This is a genomic window from Bacillus sp. FSL M8-0266 (assembly GCF_038613425.1).
Taxonomy (GTDB): Bacteria; Bacillota; Bacilli; order Bacillales; family Bacillaceae; genus Bacillus; species Bacillus pumilus.
In genome coordinates this window covers 1,508,333-1,525,468 of sequence record NZ_CP152015.1, presented here as the reverse complement: position 1 = coordinate 1,525,468, position 17,136 = coordinate 1,508,333, and the positions used below count along the sequence as shown (strand labels likewise).

At 41.5% G+C, this 17,136-nt stretch carries 14 protein-coding genes; 4 read left to right on the top strand and 10 right to left on the bottom strand.

Annotated features, from left to right (window positions below; translation table 11 throughout):
• Positions 1-2: 2 nt before the first annotated feature.
• From ctaE to cyoE, 4 genes are all read right to left on the bottom strand, one after another.
• Positions 3-626: a cytochrome c oxidase subunit III gene (gene ctaE / locus MKY83_RS07660; RefSeq protein WP_088001578.1), complete on the bottom strand. Its 624-nt coding sequence runs from the start codon at positions 624-626 to the stop codon at positions 3-5.
• Positions 623-2,494: a cytochrome c oxidase subunit I gene (gene ctaD, locus MKY83_RS07655; protein WP_044142010.1), complete on the bottom strand. Its 1,872-nt coding sequence runs from the start codon at positions 2,492-2,494 to the stop codon at positions 623-625. The genes ctaE and ctaD overlap by 4 nt, the downstream gene beginning before the upstream one ends.
• Before the next feature lie 170 nt (positions 2,495-2,664).
• Positions 2,665-3,732 (bottom strand): cytochrome c oxidase subunit II, encoded by a 1,068-nt coding sequence (coxB, locus tag MKY83_RS07650; protein WP_003212202.1) that lies wholly within the window; start codon positions 3,730-3,732, stop codon positions 2,665-2,667.
• 278 nt (positions 3,733-4,010) lie between these two features.
• A complete protein-coding gene (gene cyoE / locus MKY83_RS07645; RefSeq protein WP_113767624.1) occupies positions 4,011-4,928 on the bottom strand; it encodes a heme o synthase in 918 nt (305 codons plus the stop codon).
• A 392-nt stretch (positions 4,929-5,320) separates the two neighbouring features.
• Here cyoE and MKY83_RS07640 point away from each other — a divergent pair, with 392 nt between their 5' ends.
• Entirely contained in the window at positions 5,321-6,244 is a 924-nt protein-coding gene (locus MKY83_RS07640) for a heme A synthase (RefSeq protein WP_065097218.1), read from the top strand.
• A gap of 40 nt (positions 6,245-6,284) precedes the next feature.
• Here the strand turns inward: MKY83_RS07640 and MKY83_RS07635 are convergent, their stop codons facing one another.
• The 5 genes from MKY83_RS07635 to glsA form a co-directional block, all read right to left on the bottom strand.
• A complete protein-coding gene (locus tag MKY83_RS07635) occupies positions 6,285-7,718 on the bottom strand; it encodes a deoxyribodipyrimidine photo-lyase (RefSeq protein WP_342488458.1) in 1,434 nt (477 codons plus the stop codon).
• A 98-nt stretch (positions 7,719-7,816) separates the two neighbouring features.
• Positions 7,817-11,263: a pyruvate carboxylase gene (pyc, locus tag MKY83_RS07630; protein ID WP_065097217.1), complete on the bottom strand. Its 3,447-nt coding sequence runs from the start codon at positions 11,261-11,263 to the stop codon at positions 7,817-7,819.
• An 80-nt stretch (positions 11,264-11,343) separates the two neighbouring features.
• Positions 11,344-12,555, bottom strand: coding sequence for a putative lipid II flippase FtsW (gene ftsW, locus MKY83_RS07625; RefSeq protein ID WP_044142014.1), 1,212 nt, complete (start codon positions 12,553-12,555; stop codon positions 11,344-11,346).
• 210 nt (positions 12,556-12,765) lie between these two features.
• Positions 12,766-13,047 (bottom strand): YlaN family protein, encoded by a 282-nt coding sequence (locus MKY83_RS07620; protein ID WP_034318078.1) that lies wholly within the window; start codon positions 13,045-13,047, stop codon positions 12,766-12,768.
• A gap of 121 nt (positions 13,048-13,168) precedes the next feature.
• Positions 13,169-14,098 (bottom strand): glutaminase A, encoded by a 930-nt coding sequence (gene glsA, locus MKY83_RS07615; protein WP_003211229.1) that lies wholly within the window; start codon positions 14,096-14,098, stop codon positions 13,169-13,171.
• Positions 14,099-14,218: 120 nt separating this feature from the next.
• Here glsA and MKY83_RS07610 point away from each other — a divergent pair, with 120 nt between their 5' ends.
• A complete protein-coding gene (locus MKY83_RS07610) occupies positions 14,219-14,701 on the top strand; it encodes a hypothetical protein (protein ID WP_050945113.1) in 483 nt (160 codons plus the stop codon).
• 16 nt (positions 14,702-14,717) lie between these two features.
• Here the strand turns inward: MKY83_RS07610 and MKY83_RS07605 are convergent, their stop codons facing one another.
• Positions 14,718-16,040, bottom strand: coding sequence for a PhoH family protein (locus MKY83_RS07605; RefSeq protein WP_065097216.1), 1,323 nt, complete (start codon positions 16,038-16,040; stop codon positions 14,718-14,720).
• Between the two features lie 140 nt (positions 16,041-16,180).
• On the opposite strand from MKY83_RS07605, the gene MKY83_RS07600 reads away from it, so the two are divergent.
• The gene (locus MKY83_RS07600; protein ID WP_065097215.1) at positions 16,181-16,798 is read left to right on the top strand and encodes a YhcN/YlaJ family sporulation lipoprotein; all 618 of its coding nucleotides are present in this window, start codon (positions 16,181-16,183) and stop codon (positions 16,796-16,798) included.
• 101 nt (positions 16,799-16,899) lie between these two features.
• On the top strand, positions 16,900-17,130 hold the full coding sequence (locus tag MKY83_RS07595) for a YlaI family protein (RefSeq protein ID WP_111911433.1): 231 nt from the start codon (positions 16,900-16,902) through the stop codon (positions 17,128-17,130).
• Positions 17,131-17,136 lie beyond the last annotated feature (6 nt).

Genomic DNA, 17,136 nt, shown 5'->3' with positions numbered 1-17,136 from the left:
TCTTATCCCACCATTCCCATTAAATATACAACGGTAAAGATGAAGACCCACACAACATCAATGAAGTGCCAATACAGACTTGCCACATAATATTTCGGCGCATTGTATAAATCGAGTCCGCGTCTCATATTTCGAATCATAAGAGCGGTAATCCAGCAAAGTCCGAAGGCGACGTGAGCCCCGTGAGTTCCTACAAGTGTATAGAAGGAGGAACCAAGAGCTGAGCTGGTAATGGTAAAATCATACGCATGCACATAATGATAGAACTCATAAATCTCAACCCCTAGAAATGATGCACCTAATAGCACAGTCACGCCAAGCCAAAGCTGCATCTTTTTAAAGGCAAAGTTTTTCATATGATACATTGCATACACACTCGTTAAACTGCTCGTCAAAAGAAGCATCGTGGCAATAAAGACAAGTGTGAGATCAAACATATCCGTTGTTTTTGCTCCGCCTGCATTAGAGTTTTTCAGCGCCAAATACGTGGCAAATAGCGATGCAAACAAAACGGTTTCTCCCCCAAGAAACAACCAGAACCCGACGAACTTATTCTTTCCTTCTAACGTGGCTTTCTCAGGAGAAGCCGGAAAAGTTTCTGCTGTCATTTTTTGTGGTTCCATTATGCTTTCACCCCTTTATCATCGTCATCGGTCAAATCTTCTTTGTGAATATGGTACCCATGATCGTCTTTAAGAGAGCGAACCAGCATGGTCGCAAATGTAATGCCAAGACCAATGAGAATCACTGGAAGCCCCCAGCTATGCTCTTGACGATACATGAAGCCAAACGCTGACACAAATAGACCGAATGAGATAATGACAGGTAAGATGGAATTATTCGGCATGTGAATATCATCGAGCGGTTCAGATGCTGTCATTCCTTTTTTACCATCCATTTTTTCAATCCATAATGGATCTAGTCCTCTGACAAGTGGAAGCTGTTTAAAGTTATATTCTGGCGGAGGTGAAGACACTGCCCATTCAAGCGTTCTTCCGTCTCCCCAAGGATCGCCCGATACACGCTCTCCTTTTGCTGTCGTCCAGATGACGTTAATCAGCAGAATGACAACAGCTACAAACATAAACAGCGCCCCAATCGTACTGACCAAGTTCCCAAGGTCTAACCCCTGACCTGGCAGGAATGTAAAGACTCGGCGCGGCATGCCCCAAAGACCTAGGAAATGCTGAATAAAGAAAGTTAAATGGAAACCGATGAAAAATAGCACAAAGCTAATTTTCCCAAGCTTCTCATTCAGTATTTTTCCAAACATCTTCGGCCACCAGTAATGCACACCAGCTAAAATACCGAATACAACTCCGCCGATAATGACGTAGTGGAAATGCGCCACAACAAAGTACGTATCATGGAACTGATAATCTGCTGCAGCTGCTGCAAGCATGACGCCGGTTACCCCGCCAAGTAAAAACGACGGTATAAAGGCAACGGAATACAGCATCGGCGTTGTAAATTTCACATTACCGCCCCATATGGTGAGAAGCCAGTTAAATACTTTAATTCCTGTTGGCACCGCGATTGCCATTGTGGCTACAGCAAAGATCGCATTGGCAATTGGACCAAGTCCTGTTGTGAACATGTGATGCGCCCACACCATGAATCCAAGGAAACCAATCAATACAGTCGCAAACACCATGGACGAATAGCCAAACAACCTTTTTCTTGCAAACACTGGAATGATTTCAGAAAATATTCCGAATGCTGGCAGGATTAAGATATAAACTTCTGGGTGTCCGAAAATCCAGAACAAATGCTCCCAGATGATTGTATTACCGCCGAGCTCTGGATTGAAAAAGCTCGTATCAAACATTCTATCAAGCATCAGCATCGCAAGCCCTGCTGTAAGTGGCGGGAATGCGAATAAAATCAGTGCTGAGGCGACAAATGTCGTCCAAGTAAAGAGCGGCATTCTCATATACGTCATCCCAGGCGTTCTCATATTAATAATCGTTGCAAGAAAGTTGATTCCGGCAATTAGTGTACCAATACCCGCTATCTGCAAACCTAAAATATAGAAATCCATGCCATGTCCTTCTGAATTCAGCGTGAGCGAAGCGTATGCAGTCCAGCCTGCATCCGGTGCCCCGCCCATAAACCATCCTAGATTCAAGAAAATTCCTCCGAAAAAGAACAGCCAAAAACCAAGTGAATTCACAAACGGAAATGCTACGTCACGTGCACCAATTTGAATAGGTACAACCGCATTCATTAATGCAAATAAAAGCGGCATTGCTGCAAGGAAAATCATCGTTGTTCCATGCATCGTCATGACTTCATTGTAAAACCCTGCACTTACAAAATCATTTTCAGGGATGGCTAGCTGAATACGGATTATCATCGCTTCCAGGCCGCCAATTAAAAAGAAAAATCCCCCTGCCACTAAATATAGTACGGCAATTTTTTTGTGGTCAACCGTCGTCAAGTAATCCCATAAGACAGCGCCAAACCCCCGCTTTTTAGCTATAGTACTCACCATGAAATCCCCCTCTTATCTCCCATTTGCCCCTTTTCATATAGATGTCTATTTTAACTTTACACAGACTGTGTCTGACAGATGGCTATTTCTTGGTTGTAGAGACATATTCGGGAGCTTTTAACAAAAACTTCACATCAATTACATACCCTCTTACACATGCTTATTAGAAATTACTCGATTTTAAGTCCTTTTAAATACTCATAAAGTGCATCTGCTTCTGAGTCATTTAATTTAGGGTACGTCCCTGTCATTTTATTCCCTGGTTTAAAGCTCTCTGGATCTTTCAGCCATGCTTTTACGTTTTCTTTGTTCATGTCTTTAATTCCAGCTACTTTCGTTCGCTCTCCGAAGGTTGCAAGGTTTGGTGCTGTCCTTGCCGCTTCCGGCCGTTCATCCCCAGGCTCAACTGCGTGACAGCTCAAGCAGTTTTTCTCTTTAAATAATTTTTCACCTTCAAGGGCGAGATCTTTTGTGGATGTAGGCTTCTTGTAATCAGCCATTTTTTTCGTCCATCCTAAAAACTCATCTTGAGAAAGCGTTTTAACTTTAAAGTCCATTAAAGCATGTGAGGGACCGCAAAGCTCCGCACATTTCCCGTAGAAATATTCTCCTGCATCTTTCGTTCGTTTTGAATCAAAGGTTAAATAAAACTTGTTTTCATTGTCTGTGTTTGTATCAATTTTACCGCCAGCCGATGGAACCCAAAAAGAGTGTTTCACATCAGATGCTTTCAACTTAAAGTAAACCTTTTGATCTGTCGGTACAATCAATTCCTGACTTGTGACAATCCCATAATCAGGGTATTCGAATTCCCACCAATATAAACTGGCTCTTACATTGACAACAAGTGTCTTTTCAGGATCTCGTTTTTTCTTATCCATAGCGCTTGTATCCCCAAGCTCAAGCGTGTATGCCACGACAGGCACAACGAGAATAATGAGGAGAAGAATCGGAATCGCTGTCCACGTAATTTCTAGGTTACGGTTCCCTTCCACCTGCTTTGGAATCGTATCTTCTCCCACTTTAGAACGTTTGAATTTAATGATGACGTAAAAGAAAATGATCGATACAACAATGACGACAAGAACCATAATGAGTGTACTCAGTACCGTTAGGAAAAATTGTTTATCTGCTACTTCCCCAACTGGTTTGAGTGTTGATAAGTATGGTTCACCACAGCCCGCCAAAACGAGCGTCAATAAGAGAAACAGTGAATAAACACGCCATTTTCTTATCATAATTTGTCCCAACCCCTTTTGCTTGATCTCCTTTGCCTTTCGCTTTTTACCTCTTATTTATAAAATCACTTTTCACCCATCCATAACCCCCGCCTCTTATAAAAGCACTTACATTTCCTCTTTTCATAAAAAAATGATGTTTTTACTCAAAATACCATCTATGTATAAACAGAAAGCCGCCTAAATAGAACTGAATATCAGGCGGCTTTCATAGTTGTTAGAAAATGTTGTGTTATAAGATATAGCCTTGTTTTGATGTGATCAAAGTGTATTTTACTCTAGAATAGTGTAATAATAATCATCGCGACGAAAAAGATGGTTAAGTAGTTTAATGAATAAACGAACATGAGCGTTGACCACTTCATGACGTCTTTCATTTTAAAGCCCATAAGGCCAATGGCAAGCCATCCAATATTCAGCAATGTGCCAAGTGCGACAATCGGCCATCCTAATCCACCTAAGAAAAATGGAAGTGGAAGAAGACATGCTGTCCAAATGATAATTTGGCGCTTTGTGACTTCAAAGCCATAAACGACTGGCAGCATTGGAATACCTGCCTTACGGTAATCTTCCGTTTTCTTAATTGCAAGTGACAGGAAGTGCGGGATTTGCCAAATGAACATAATCATAAACAAAACCCAAGCCGTTGTATCGATTGTACCTGTGACAGCTGTCCAACCGATTAATGGCGGCACCGCACCAGATACACTTCCAATAACGGTATTAATGGTGTAATGACGTTTAGACCACATGGTGTATAGAACCGCATAAGTAAAGACTCCGATAAATCCAATCACTGCTGATGTTATGGTTGTCATCAGAAGCATGATGAGTCCAAGTACAACAAGCAAAATACCAAATGCATACGCTTGCCCCGGCTGAATTTTACCTGTGACGGTCGGTCTTGTTTTTGTTCTTTCCATAACTATATCAATATCACGGTCAAACGCATTATTAATGGCGCATGAACCGGCAATAATAAGAGAAGAACCAATCATTGTTAACAGCACAATATCAAGATTCCCAAGGAAACTCATATCTGTAAAATAAAAAGCAAGCCACATTCCAGTAAATGTTGTAATGAAGTTGGAATTGACGATGCCCATTTTAATAAGTGCAAGAAAATCTTTCAAAGCTGTGGTTTCTTCTATTTGTCCATGAATAGCTGCTTCCGCGGCTGTTTTGGAATTTGCCAATGTGTATAACCTCCCTTGCCCAAACCTTCAAACTAACAATAAAACGTAAAATCGTTACAACTCTATCATACAAGATAAAGAGCTGTAAAAAAACATCCTATTAAATAATAAACGACAAACTTGAAGTTATTTGTGAACGTTTCGTGAATTTATTAGGATATACGTGTGTTCAGAAGGCGGTGCAATATGAATTATGCTCTCCTCTATTTCTATCAGACTGTGAAAGAAAGATCAAGCACTCTAAATCTGTAAACTTTGTGAACTAACATATCATTTTTTTGTGAACTTTGGTGATTATGAATTGCAACAGAACACGCATTTGGCTTAAACTTGAGAGCATGTGAGGTTTTTCATTTAGATCAGAAGTTTTTTAGAGAAGGTGAAATAATTTGATGAAATTTGCTTTAAGGTTATTGAGCGTGATCACAACGTTTGTGATGCTGATCGTTTTGATTGGTGGTGCGCTTGTGACGAAAACCGGCTCGGGTCTTGGCTGCGGCAGGCAGTGGCCCCTTTGTCACGGTCGTTTCTTCCCTGAAATGAACCCTGCTTCCATCATCGAATGGAGTCACCGCATGTCAACAGGGGTTTCAACCATTCTTGTCTTGGCACTGGCGGTCTTATGCTGGAAAAAAATTAGTCCAGTATTCCGTGAAACCAAATTCTTGGTCATCATGTCGATTATATTCTTACTTCTACAAGCGCTATTAGGGGCACTCGCCGTTGTGTTTGGTTCTAACGCACTTGTGATGGCACTGCACTTCGGTATTTCACTGATTTCTTTTGCTTCAATCTTACTGCTTGCCCTTCTTGTGTTTGAGGCAACCAGATCTGAAACAAAGCTTGTGAAGCCGCTCCATATCGGAAAAAGAATGCAGTTCCATATTTATGGCTTGATCACATATACGTATATTGTGGTGTATACGGGTGCTTATGTGAGACATACAAAATCAAGCCTTGCTTGCTCTGTTTTCCCGTTTTGTTCAAAAGACGGTGCACTTCCAGCATACTTTAATCAGTGGGTGCAAATGTCTCACCGAGCAGCAGCACTTCTTTTATTCGTCTGGATATTTGTTGCGATGTTTCATGCCATGAAACATTATAAAGAACAGAAGCAGCTGTATTATGGATGGATCATTTCAGCCATTCTCATTACACTTCAAGCGATTTCAGGTGTGATGTCTGTGTATTCTCAGCTCGCACTAGGTTATGCGCTGGCTCATTCATTCTTTATTTCCTGTTTGTTTGGAGTACTCTGTTACTTCTGCTTACTCATTGCCCGGTTTAAATATGAAAGCAAAGAACCATTCAAATAAGAATTTGTATCCCCCTTCCATACGGAATGGGGGATTTGTTTTATTGTTGTTTTGCTTCTTCAAATAGCGAAATGGCTTTTTTGCGTCTTTCCTGGTGGTCAACTGACGGCAGCGGATATGTATCACCTAGCACACATCCCGATTTCAATTGCTCATCAATCGGCATTTTACTTGGTTCATGAATCCATTTTTCATCGACATGCTCCAGCTCTGGTACATATTTTCTAATAAATTCCCCGCTCGGATCAAATCGCTTTGACTGAGTCGTCGGGTTGAAAATACGGAAGTACGGCACCGCATCTGTTCCGACCGAGGCTGCCCACTGAAATCCTCCGATATTTGACGCCTCATCATAATCGACAAGTTTTTTTGAAAAATACGATTCGCCTTTTCTCCAATCAATCAAATAATCCTTTGTTAAAAATGAGGCTGTAACCATTCGCAAGCGGTTATGCATCCAGCCCTCCTCATTTAACTGTCTCATCCCTGCATCAACGAGCGGAAAGCCTGTTTCTCCTTTACACCAAGCTTCAAACAGCGTCTCATCTTCATTCCATTTCATCCCTTGAAACGCCGAATTGATTTCTTTTTCTTTCATCTCAGGATAATGCGCATAAATCATATGATAAAAATCGCGCCATGCCAGTTCTTTGATAAAAGTCTCTCTGCCCTCGTCTTCATAGAGTGCTTCTTCATATATCGCATGGAAGATCATTCGAATCGAAATAGTGCCTGTTTTTAAAAAACGCGACAGCTTGCTCGTTCCAAAAACAGACGGAATATCCCGTTTCTCATGGTAACGCGTTAGTCTTTTTTGGATAAAGTGATGAAGCGTGTTCATCGCTTTGTCTGAGCCGATTTGATCAAACTTCCTTGAGCAGCCCTTTATCAATTCTCGCAGTTTGTCATTTCCTTTTTGCGAAAGTGACGCATCACAAATCGTATGCTCGCTGCTGAAAAATGATTTGTCAACTTTTATCACAGGCTGCTTCTCTTGCTTCCGCCATGATTGATAGTATGGGGTAAACACTTGATAATGTGACCCATCTGCTTTTAAAATATCCCGCGCCCCGTGAAGGTGTGTATCTTGCCATGTTGACACATGAATGCCCTTCTTTTCTAAAAAATCGGTTACTTGCTTGTCACGCCTTTGGCCGATACCCACTTCATCTTCATTAAAAAAGACGGCTTTGATGTCATACACATCCATGACCTGCTGAAAGGCGCGTAGGACATCATCATGGAGAAGGTGAACATACACTTGAGATTCTCTCGCTTCCTTGACGAAATGCGCCAAGTTTTGAAAGAAATGTTCGTTGTTGATATCCATTTCCATTTCAGTAAAAAATGGATCTAGATGATAAAGAGCCAATAATTTGTACTCATGTTTTTTTGCATATGTGATCGCTTTTGATAAGGCGATATGATCATCCAATCGCATATCTCGGCGAAACCAAATCACGACAATTTCCAACTTTCTTCACCTCAATCTATAGTGTAATCACTCTCGCAGGCTGCTGCACATTTTAATGCGCTCAAAAAAGACACATCACGATGGATGTGTCTCACTTATTATTCAGGCTTTAAAACAATCAGCAGATCTCCGGTTTGAATCGGTTCTCCATTTGTCACATGTATTTCATCAACGACCGCAGTGAATGGGGCTTGTACAGTCGTCTCCATTTTCATGGCTTCATTGATCATCAAATGCTCACCTTGCGAGATTTTCTGTCCTTTTTCCACGAGCACTTTGATGACAGTGCCTGGCATTGATGCGGCAATGTGATTTGGATTTGAACGGTCCGCCTTCATTTTTTCTTGAACGGATGATTTGATGCTTTCATCCTTAATCACGACTTCACGCGGCTGTCCATTTAGCTCAAAGTAAAGAACTCTTGTGGCATCTGGATTCGGTTCTCCAATTGACACGAGTTTTACAATGAGGGTTTTTCCTTTTTCAATTTCTACCTCTATCTCTTCACCAAGCCTCATCCCGTAGAAGAACGTTGGTGTGTCAAGAACAGAGATGTCTCCGTAGCTTTCTGCTGTTTGGACAAATTCAGAAAAGACTTTCGGATATAAGGCATACGCAATCGCGTCTTGCTCTGTCAGCGTCAGGTCATGAGATTCTTTGAACTGCTGCTGAATAGCTTCAAAGTCAACTGGCTTCAGCTTTTCACCAGGTCTGACAGTGAGCGGTTCTTCTCCTTTTAAAATCAGCTTTTGCAATTTTTCAGGGAAACCGCCATGCGGCTGGCCTAAATAGCCTTTAAATAGTTCCACAACAGAATCCGGGAAGTCTAAAGTTGCTCCTTTTTCATAGACATCTTCCTCTGTTAAATCATTTTGCACCATATAAAGTGCCATGTCTCCGACTACTTTAGAGGATGGTGTCACCTTCACAATATCACCAAACATGTCATTCACACGTCTGTACATTTCTTTTACTTCGTTCCAGCGGTCGCCAAGTCCGACACCTTTCGCCTGCTGCTGCAAGTTACTATACTGACCGCCAGGCATTTCATGCTCATAAATTTCTGTATGCGGCGAATTCATGCCGCTTTCGAACTCATGATAGTATTTTCTGACAGAATCCCAGTATTGAGAAAGGTGTTCGACAGATTGGACGTTCATGTCTGGCTTTCTTTCATGTCCATCTAAAGCATAGTACAGTGAGCTTGCGCTTGGCTGCGATGTAAGTCCTGCCATAGAGCTGACGGCAACATCGACAATATCAACACCTGCATCAATTGCCCTTGCATAGGTGAACAGTCCATTTCCACTCGTATCATGTGTATGAAGATGGATTGGGATGGTCAGTTCATCTTTTAAAGCAGATACAAGCTCGTAAGCTGCCTGCGGCTTTAATAATCCCGCCATATCTTTAATGCCTAAAATATGAGCACCTGCGGATTCAAGTTCCTTCGCAAGAGATACATAATACTTAAGATCATATTTCGGACGAGATGGATCAAGAATATCCCCCGTATAACAAATAGCTGCCTCTGCCACTTTGCCTGATTCACGAACAGAATCTATGGCAAGCGTCATGCCTTTGACCCAGTTTAAGCTATCAAAAATACGGAACACGTCAATGCCTGCCTCAGCCGATTCCTTTACAAATGCTTTAATTACATTATCTGCATAGTTTGTATATCCGACAGCGTTTGATGATCTTAAAAGCATTTGGAACAAGGTGTTCGGAACTTCTTGACGAAGCTCTTTCAGCCTTTCCCAAGGATCTTCTTTTAAGAAACGGTACGCAACATCAAATGTAGCGCCGCCCCACATTTCCATACTGAATAGCTCTGGCCATAAACCTGCTGTTGGCTGGGCAACTTTCTTTAAATCGCGAGTTCTGAAGCGGGTCGCAAGCAGAGACTGATGCGCGTCCCTAAAGGTTGTATCTGTTAAAAGGACGCTCTTTTGTTCTTTCACCCAATTGGCAAGGCCCTCAGGTCCATGCGCATCTAACAATTGTTTAGTCCCAGATGGCATCTCTTGCTTGAGAGGAAGCTTCGGTACAATAGGCTTGTCAAAATGAGGCTTCTTTTTCTCTGCAATACCAGGGAACCCATTAATGGTCACGTTACCAATATAAGTCAGCATCTTCGTTCCACGGTCTTTTTGTTTTGGGAAATTAAATAGATCTGGGGTTGAATCGATAAACGACGTATCGTATTCCCCTTTTAGAAACTTCTCATGCTTTGCCACGTTTTCAAGAAACGGAATGTTTGTTTTAATTCCGCGAATCCTGAATTCCTGTAAATTACGGACCATTTTTGCAGCAGCCTGATCAAATGTGAGCGCCCATGTGGACAGCTTGACCAATAATGAATCGTAATAAGATGTAATGACCGCACCTTGGAAGCTGTTCCCAGCATCTAAGCGTACACCAAATCCCCCACCTGAACGGTAGGCCATAATTTTTCCTGTGTCCGGCATAAAGTTATTTAAAGGATCCTCTGTCGTGACCCTTGATTGAATGGCAAATCCATGTGTGAAGATATCTTCTTGCTTTGGTATTCCGACTTCATTGCTATGGAGATCATGACCCTTTGCGACAAGAATTTGGGTTTGTACGATATCGACACCTGTGATCATTTCTGTGATCGTGTGTTCCACCTGTACCCTAGGATTGACTTCAATAAAATAAAACTCACCATTTGCGACTAGGAATTCTACAGTCCCAGCGTTAATATACGACACATTTCGAGCCAGCTTAACAGCCGCTTCGCAGATGTCCTCACGTAATTGATCTGTAAGAGATACACTTGGCGCAACTTCAATGACCTTTTGATGACGCCTTTGGACAGAGCAGTCACGCTCATATAAATGAATGATATTGCCGTGATTATCACCAATCACCTGCACTTCAATATGTTTCGGATTTTCAATCAGTTTCTCAACATATACTTCGTCATTTCCAAAAGCAGCTTTCGCCTCTGACTTTGCACGGTCATAGCCTTCATTCAGCTCCTCTTTTGATCTGACAATCCGCATACCCCGGCCGCCGCCGCCTAGTGAAGCTTTAATAATAAACGGGTAACCGTATTCTTCACCGAATTTTTCGACTTCTTTGACCGAATCAACTGGTCCGTCACTTCCTGGAATGACTGGAATTCCAGCTTTTTTCGCTTCTTCTCTTGCCTTTACTTTATCTCCAAACATATCTAAATGCTGAGAAGTTGGACCGATAAATTGAATGCCTTCCTCTTCGCATCGTCTTGCAAAATGAATATTTTCAGATAAAAATCCGTAACCTGGATGGATCGCATCCACATCATTTCGTTTTGCAATTTCGATGATCCCCTCGATATCAAGGTAGGCATCAATCGGTTTTTTTCCTTCTCCAACTAGATATGCTTCATCTGCTTTATAGCGATGATAAGAGCCCGAGTCTTCTTTGGAATAAATGGCTACTGTACGTAAATTGAGCTCCGTACAGGCCCTGAAGACTCTGATAGCAATTTCCCCTCTGTTTGCAACTAGAACCTTTTGAATTGTTCTCTGTGACATTTCTCACTCCTCCATATCCCTTAAAATTTTATATGTACTCTATAATAAAGGAAGAAATGAAAACTGTACACTTTTGTTTTCTAAAGATTCAAAGTTTTCTGCAATCCATTTTTTTGAACTGATGGCTTGCTCATTGATTTTTTCTTTTTGTAACGCTCTTTATATTCAGTAAACATGCTGATATTCAGCAATATTCCCATACAACCGCTCAGTAAAATGATGGACGATCCCCCGTAGCTAATAAACGGAAGAGTGACCCCAGTAATCGGAATCAGACCTGAAACACCGCCTAAATTAATGCATGTTTGGATCGCAATCATGGAGGAAATTCCTATTGCAAGCAAACTTCCAAATGGATCTTCACACTTTCTTGCAATATAAAAACCTTTCACGACGATGAAGCCAAGGAGAGCGAGTACAAAAAATACTCCGAAAAAGCCAAGCTCTTCTGAAATGATGGCCATGATAAAATCTGTGTGCGGCTCTGGAAGATACCCGTACTTTTGAACGCTTTCTCCTAGACCCAGTCCAAAAAAGCCGCCTGATCCAATGGCGTAATAGGAATTAATCAATTGATGTCCAGTATCCCCTGCATCTTTAAAGGGATCTTGGAAACTCTCAAAACGCCCAAGGCGATTTTGCGTGAATATTTTATCCCAGAACAGAATAATAAATGGGGTTACGATGACCATCACGGCACTAAATAACGCCAACAACTTAGCAAGTGTTTTCCCGCTAAACCCTGAGCATAAAATCATGGCAAGAGCAATCATGCCAATGATAAAGGCTGTCCCATAGTCTGGCTGCAAAATGATAAATCCGCATAAGATCGAAACAATCACGATTGGAGGTGTGACTCCTCGTAAAATATGATCAATATAATGCTGCTTTTTTGCATACACAGCAGCAAGATAGATAATAACGACAATCTTCACAAATTCCGCCGGCTGAAGACTGAATGGGCCTACTTTAATCCAGCTTCTTGCGTTCCCTGCAATATGACCGCCAAAGTACACATAGATGAGGGAAAAAACGGATAGCAGCAGCATACCGATTTGAAATTTCTTATTTGAAAACAGCTGATATGGAACTAATGCTGTAAAGAGCAAGATGACCGCTCCAACGATCATAAATAAAAGCTGTTTCTTAAAAAAATTATCTGGCGCGGCATCGTATCTAATCACAGATGTAATCATACTTGAGCTATACACCATGACCAAACCGAATGCGCTAATTAAAATAATGGCGAACAATAATGAGTAGTCATACGATTTTAGCATTCTCTTTAACATATAATCCTCTTCCTAACGTCTGTTTCTACTGCTTGATATCCTCTTAGCTGTTTTTATTCTACTACATTTTCTCTGTTTGATCTCGTTTTACCTCTTTTATATTGTTCGTCATTCATGAAAGAATCAAGTCCGTTTGACATGAAACAACGAAAAGAAAATAGAGGACAAAAAAACTCAAACTTATGTTAAGGAAGTTTGAGTTTTCAATCATTATTTTTTTGTGAACGCATCATGAAGTGCGGAAAGCTCTCTCTCAAGTTTATCGAGTAGTTTCTTACCTTCATGTTGATCAACTAATCCAAGCCGGACAGCAAAATCAATTTCTCTCGATAATCCGAACATTTGAGTATCTAAAACCTCTTCATAAAGAGGACATTGCGGCATCGTTAAGTTGTCCATTTGCACTTGGATCAATTTTAAAATTTTATCTGCATCCAATTTTAATAAAGACAGTGCTTTTTGCCGATGATCGACTAAAATTTCTGACGCCAAAAGTATCCCTCCGTTCCCCAGGCGAGTACCTAATTCTTCTATTTATCATAAAGCGAAACGCCCAAAATTGCAAGCAGATTTGTACAGTTCGCTTTGTAAAAATAAAAAGAAGCCTCCTTCATTAAAAGATACTCATCTCGTATTTTTCACTCATCAGCTCAAGTAGCTTAATCCCAGCAATACTATTCCCTTTTTCATCCAGAGCCGGACCGAAGATACCGATTCCAAAATCATATGGTGCAGCTCCCATAATCCCGCCTGAGACACCGCTTTTTGCAGGAATTCCGATGTTAATGGCAAATTCTCCGCTCGCATTGTACATGCCGCACGTCACCATAAAGGTTTTACAAATTCTAGCGACATCTTTTGAAAGAATTTGCTTACCCGTTTCTGGATGTCTGCCGTCTAATGAAAAAACACAAGCAATTTTCGCCAAATCCAAGCTGTTCATCATGATGGCACATTGTTTCGTATAGACGTCCATGACTTCCTCTACGTTCCCTCTAATAATATGATATTGCTTCATATAATAGCACATCGCCCGGTTAATCATGGATGTCTCAAATTCGGAGGCTGCTGTTTCCTTGCAGTATGTAATGCTTTTGTCATTTGCAAGCTCTCTAATGAAGCTAAGCAACCGGCCCAGCTGATCTTGCGGAGTCGCTCCTCTGATTAAACTCGTGACTGCGAGCGCCCCTGCATTAATCATTGGATTCAGCGGTTTATTAGGACTCGCTGTTTCCAGTTTGATCATTGAATTAAACGGGTCACCTGTTGGTTCTTGTCCAACAAATTGAAAGACTTTTTTTGGCCCTTCTTCTGAGAGCACAAGCGCCAGTGCTAATACTTTTGAAATGCTTTGAAGGGTAAATCGTTTATCTACATCTCCAGCTGAGTGGCACGTATTGCTCACATGATACACAGCCACAGATAAATCCGTCTGATCCGCTTTGCCGAGAGCGGGAATATAGGATGCTACTTGACCATCTTTGGCCACTTTTTTTGCTTCTTCTACAAATCGCTGAAGCTCTTCATTGTCGCGACATGCCATGCCTCATACACTCCCTATCGTTCATGTACGATTAGTGTGTACAAGGTGCAGCATGTTTATGAAAGTGACAAAGCGGGAGAAAACTTCTATAATTTATGTTGGAAAGGGGTTGTCTTGAACATGAGCATCATTCAAATCAAGGGGAACGTACAGTACAAGATCACCATTGATCCAAGTGTATGGATTTTTGATGACCGTAAATTTTTAATGGATTCATTCTTTGAAAAAAATGCAGCAAGTGAAGAGAAGCAGCTAGATCAGGAGCTTGACCAAGAGCGGGTTATAAGAGAAGGTCAAACTCTTCCACCCACGTTAAAAACAGAGAAGAAGTACGAAAAGGAAAGACTCGTCACAGGCAGCTTCGGGATGAAGCTTGGCGATATGCTAAAAAATGCTGAGCCGCTTGAACATGCGGATACATGCGAATTTGTCACAGAAACAGGTACAATTGCTGTGCCGCTTTCTCAGGCAATGGAAAGCATTGCTCATTTCAGCCAACATGGTAAGCCAATCACAGAAGAAGGACCAATCCACGTCTATTTCGCGGATCAGTCCAACCTCACTCAGCCGATAAAAGGTGTCAAAGAGCTCATCATTACATAAGAACAGAGGGTCTGGACTATAGCAAATCAGCGGCAAGCTGTGCAAGTCCAGACCTTTCTCCTTTGACAAGCTTGACATGTCCAGATATTTGCTGCCCTTTGAACCGTTCAATCACATACGTAAGCCCATTATTTAAGCTGTCTAAATAAGGGTGATCAATTTGCTCTGGATCTCCCATCAGCACAATTTTACTTCCCTCTCCGACTCGCGTTAATAATGTTTTCACCTCGTGCTTAGTTAGATTTTGCGCCTCATCAATGATAATAAATTGATCAGGTATACTTCTGCCCCGAATATACGTCAATGCTTCGACTTGAATAGATCCAATTCCAGCCAAAATCGCATCAAGCTCACCCGGCTTTTTTGTATTAAATAAAAACTCTAGGTTGTCATAGATCGGCTGCATCCATGGTCTGAGCTTTTCTTCCTTTTCTCCAGGCAAATATCCTATATCTTTCCCAACAGGCACGATAGAGCGCGCCACGATCAACTTTTTAAACATACCAAGGTCCTCTGTCTGCATTAACCCGGCAGCAAGTGCAAGCAATGTTTTACCAGTCCCCGCTTTTCCAATCAGTGTCACGAGCGGAATGTCACGGCGCAAAAGCAACTCGAGTGCCATCGTCTGCTGGACATTCTTTGGACGGATTCCCCAAATATGCTCTTGATCATAAACGAGACGTTTCACTTGCTCTGCCTTTTGATCAAGCATTCCTAAAGCAGAACCGCCTTCATTTCCCTTCATGATGACAAATTGATGTGGGTTGAATGGTGCACTCGTGACCTCTTTTATTGGTAATTGATTTTGCTTATAAAATGTATTCAATTGCTCAGTCGGAATGTAGAGCTCATGATAGCCATTATCAATGTCTTCATTTTGCAAAACACGGTCACTTAAGAAGTCTTCTGCTTGAAGCCCTATAGCATCCGCCTTTACCCGCACTAACACATCCTTGCTGACCAAAATAACAGGCCTGCCATGAGGCTTTGTTTCTTCCTCTAAGCTTAAATTTTTCGCGACTGCCAAAATTCGATTATCGTTCGTTTTTTCAATAAAAATTTCTTGAAGCTCATGAAAAGAGCGGTGATTCAGTTCAATGCGCAACGTCCCATTTGACTCTAGCGTAATTTTTTCATGCAGTTTCCCTTTCGATCTTAAACCGTCTATTAGGCGTGAGACGCGCCGGGCATTTTGTCCAACCTCGTCCATATATCTCTTTTTTGAGTCTACTTCTTCTAACACAACGGCTGGTATGACGACCTCGTTGTCTTCAAATGAAAAGATTGAATTCGGATCCTGTAATAACACATTTGTGTCTAATACATAAATTTTACTCAGGTCCTTCGCCTCCTGATCGGGGTTTCATTCATCCTTGTCTTTCCCAAAACGATTGTTAAAATATATGTTTTCATGAATAAAGTTAGAAGGTTAATTCAACAATAAAATAAATCATGCAGTTTGTGAAGGAGGGAATACAGATGCGACTATTTTTGACATTATTCATGATTCAAGCCATCATTCTGTTGGGCGCTTGCCAGCAGCAGGAAAAGAGAGAGGCACTAGACAAGCAAGATGGTCGCCAGCACGTAGTACGGGTGTCAGACTCAACGAAGAAAAAGACCAATCAAGACCGGTCATCCTCAGATGTTGCGCAGCATCTTGTCAAAGTGACAGAGCACGTAGCAGATGTCAATGATGCAACGGCGATCGTCATCGGCCGCTATGCTGTTGTTGGTATTGATGTAAAAGATGATTTAGATAGAAGCAAAGTAGAAACCATTAAATATTCTGTTGCAAAAGCACTGAAAAATGATCCGGAAGGTGCGAATGCTGTTGTGGTCGCTGATCCGGATACAGTCAGCCGGTTAAAAGAAATGGGCAAAGAAATACAAGCAGGCCGTCCTGTCAGTGGGATTATGGATGAACTAGCCGCCATCGTCGGCCGCGTGATGCCAGAGATGCCGAGAAATGAAATTGATCGCCACGAAACAGATCCGACAAATGAGCCGAATGATCAGCTCAAACAAAATGATCAAAAGCAGTTAGACGAACATCAAAACGATCAATCAAACCATCATATGAATCAGAAGAAATAAAGAGAACGGCTTATATCTCCTGTGATATAAGCCGTTTTCTACGCTGATTTTAAGTAGCTGGAAAACATGCTATAATAAATGCAATAAGTGAGGTGAAAAGGATGAGAGTGAAGTGCTCAATATGTGAGAAGCTTGAAACCATTGATGATGATACACTCATTGCTAAGCGGTTAAGAAATCGACCGATTCATACATATATGTGCGATGACTGTCAGGAACGTATTAAAGTAAAGACAGAAGCACGCATCAAGACTGGCAGATTCTCTCTTTATCAAGATCCTGCGACGAAAGAGAAAAAGAAGAAAAAAGGAAAAAAAGAACAAAAGACATAAAAAAAG

Bases quoted from the DNA above. Each gene is read 5' to 3' on its own strand.
- ctaD (WP_044142010.1), bottom strand. From the start codon at position 2,494: ATGGTGAGTACTATAGCTAAAAAGCGGGGGTTTGGCGCTGTCTTATGG.
- coxB (WP_003212202.1), bottom strand. From the start codon at position 3,732: ATGATAAGAAAATGGCGTGTTTATTCACTGTTTCTCTTATTGACGCTC.
- MKY83_RS07640 (WP_065097218.1), top strand. From the start codon at position 5,321: ATGAAATTTGCTTTAAGGTTATTGAGCGTGATCACAACGTTTGTGATG.
- pyc (WP_065097217.1), bottom strand. From the start codon at position 11,263: ATGTCACAGAGAACAATTCAAAAGGTTCTAGTTGCAAACAGAGGGGAA.
- ftsW (WP_044142014.1), bottom strand. From the start codon at position 12,555: ATGTTAAAGAGAATGCTAAAATCGTATGACTACTCATTATTGTTCGCC.
- glsA (WP_003211229.1), bottom strand. From the start codon at position 14,098: ATGGCATGTCGCGACAATGAAGAGCTTCAGCGATTTGTAGAAGAAGCA.
- MKY83_RS07610 (WP_050945113.1), top strand. From the start codon at position 14,219: ATGAGCATCATTCAAATCAAGGGGAACGTACAGTACAAGATCACCATT.
- MKY83_RS07600 (WP_065097215.1), top strand. From the start codon at position 16,181: ATGCGACTATTTTTGACATTATTCATGATTCAAGCCATCATTCTGTTG.
- MKY83_RS07595 (WP_111911433.1), top strand. From the start codon at position 16,900: ATGAGAGTGAAGTGCTCAATATGTGAGAAGCTTGAAACCATTGATGAT.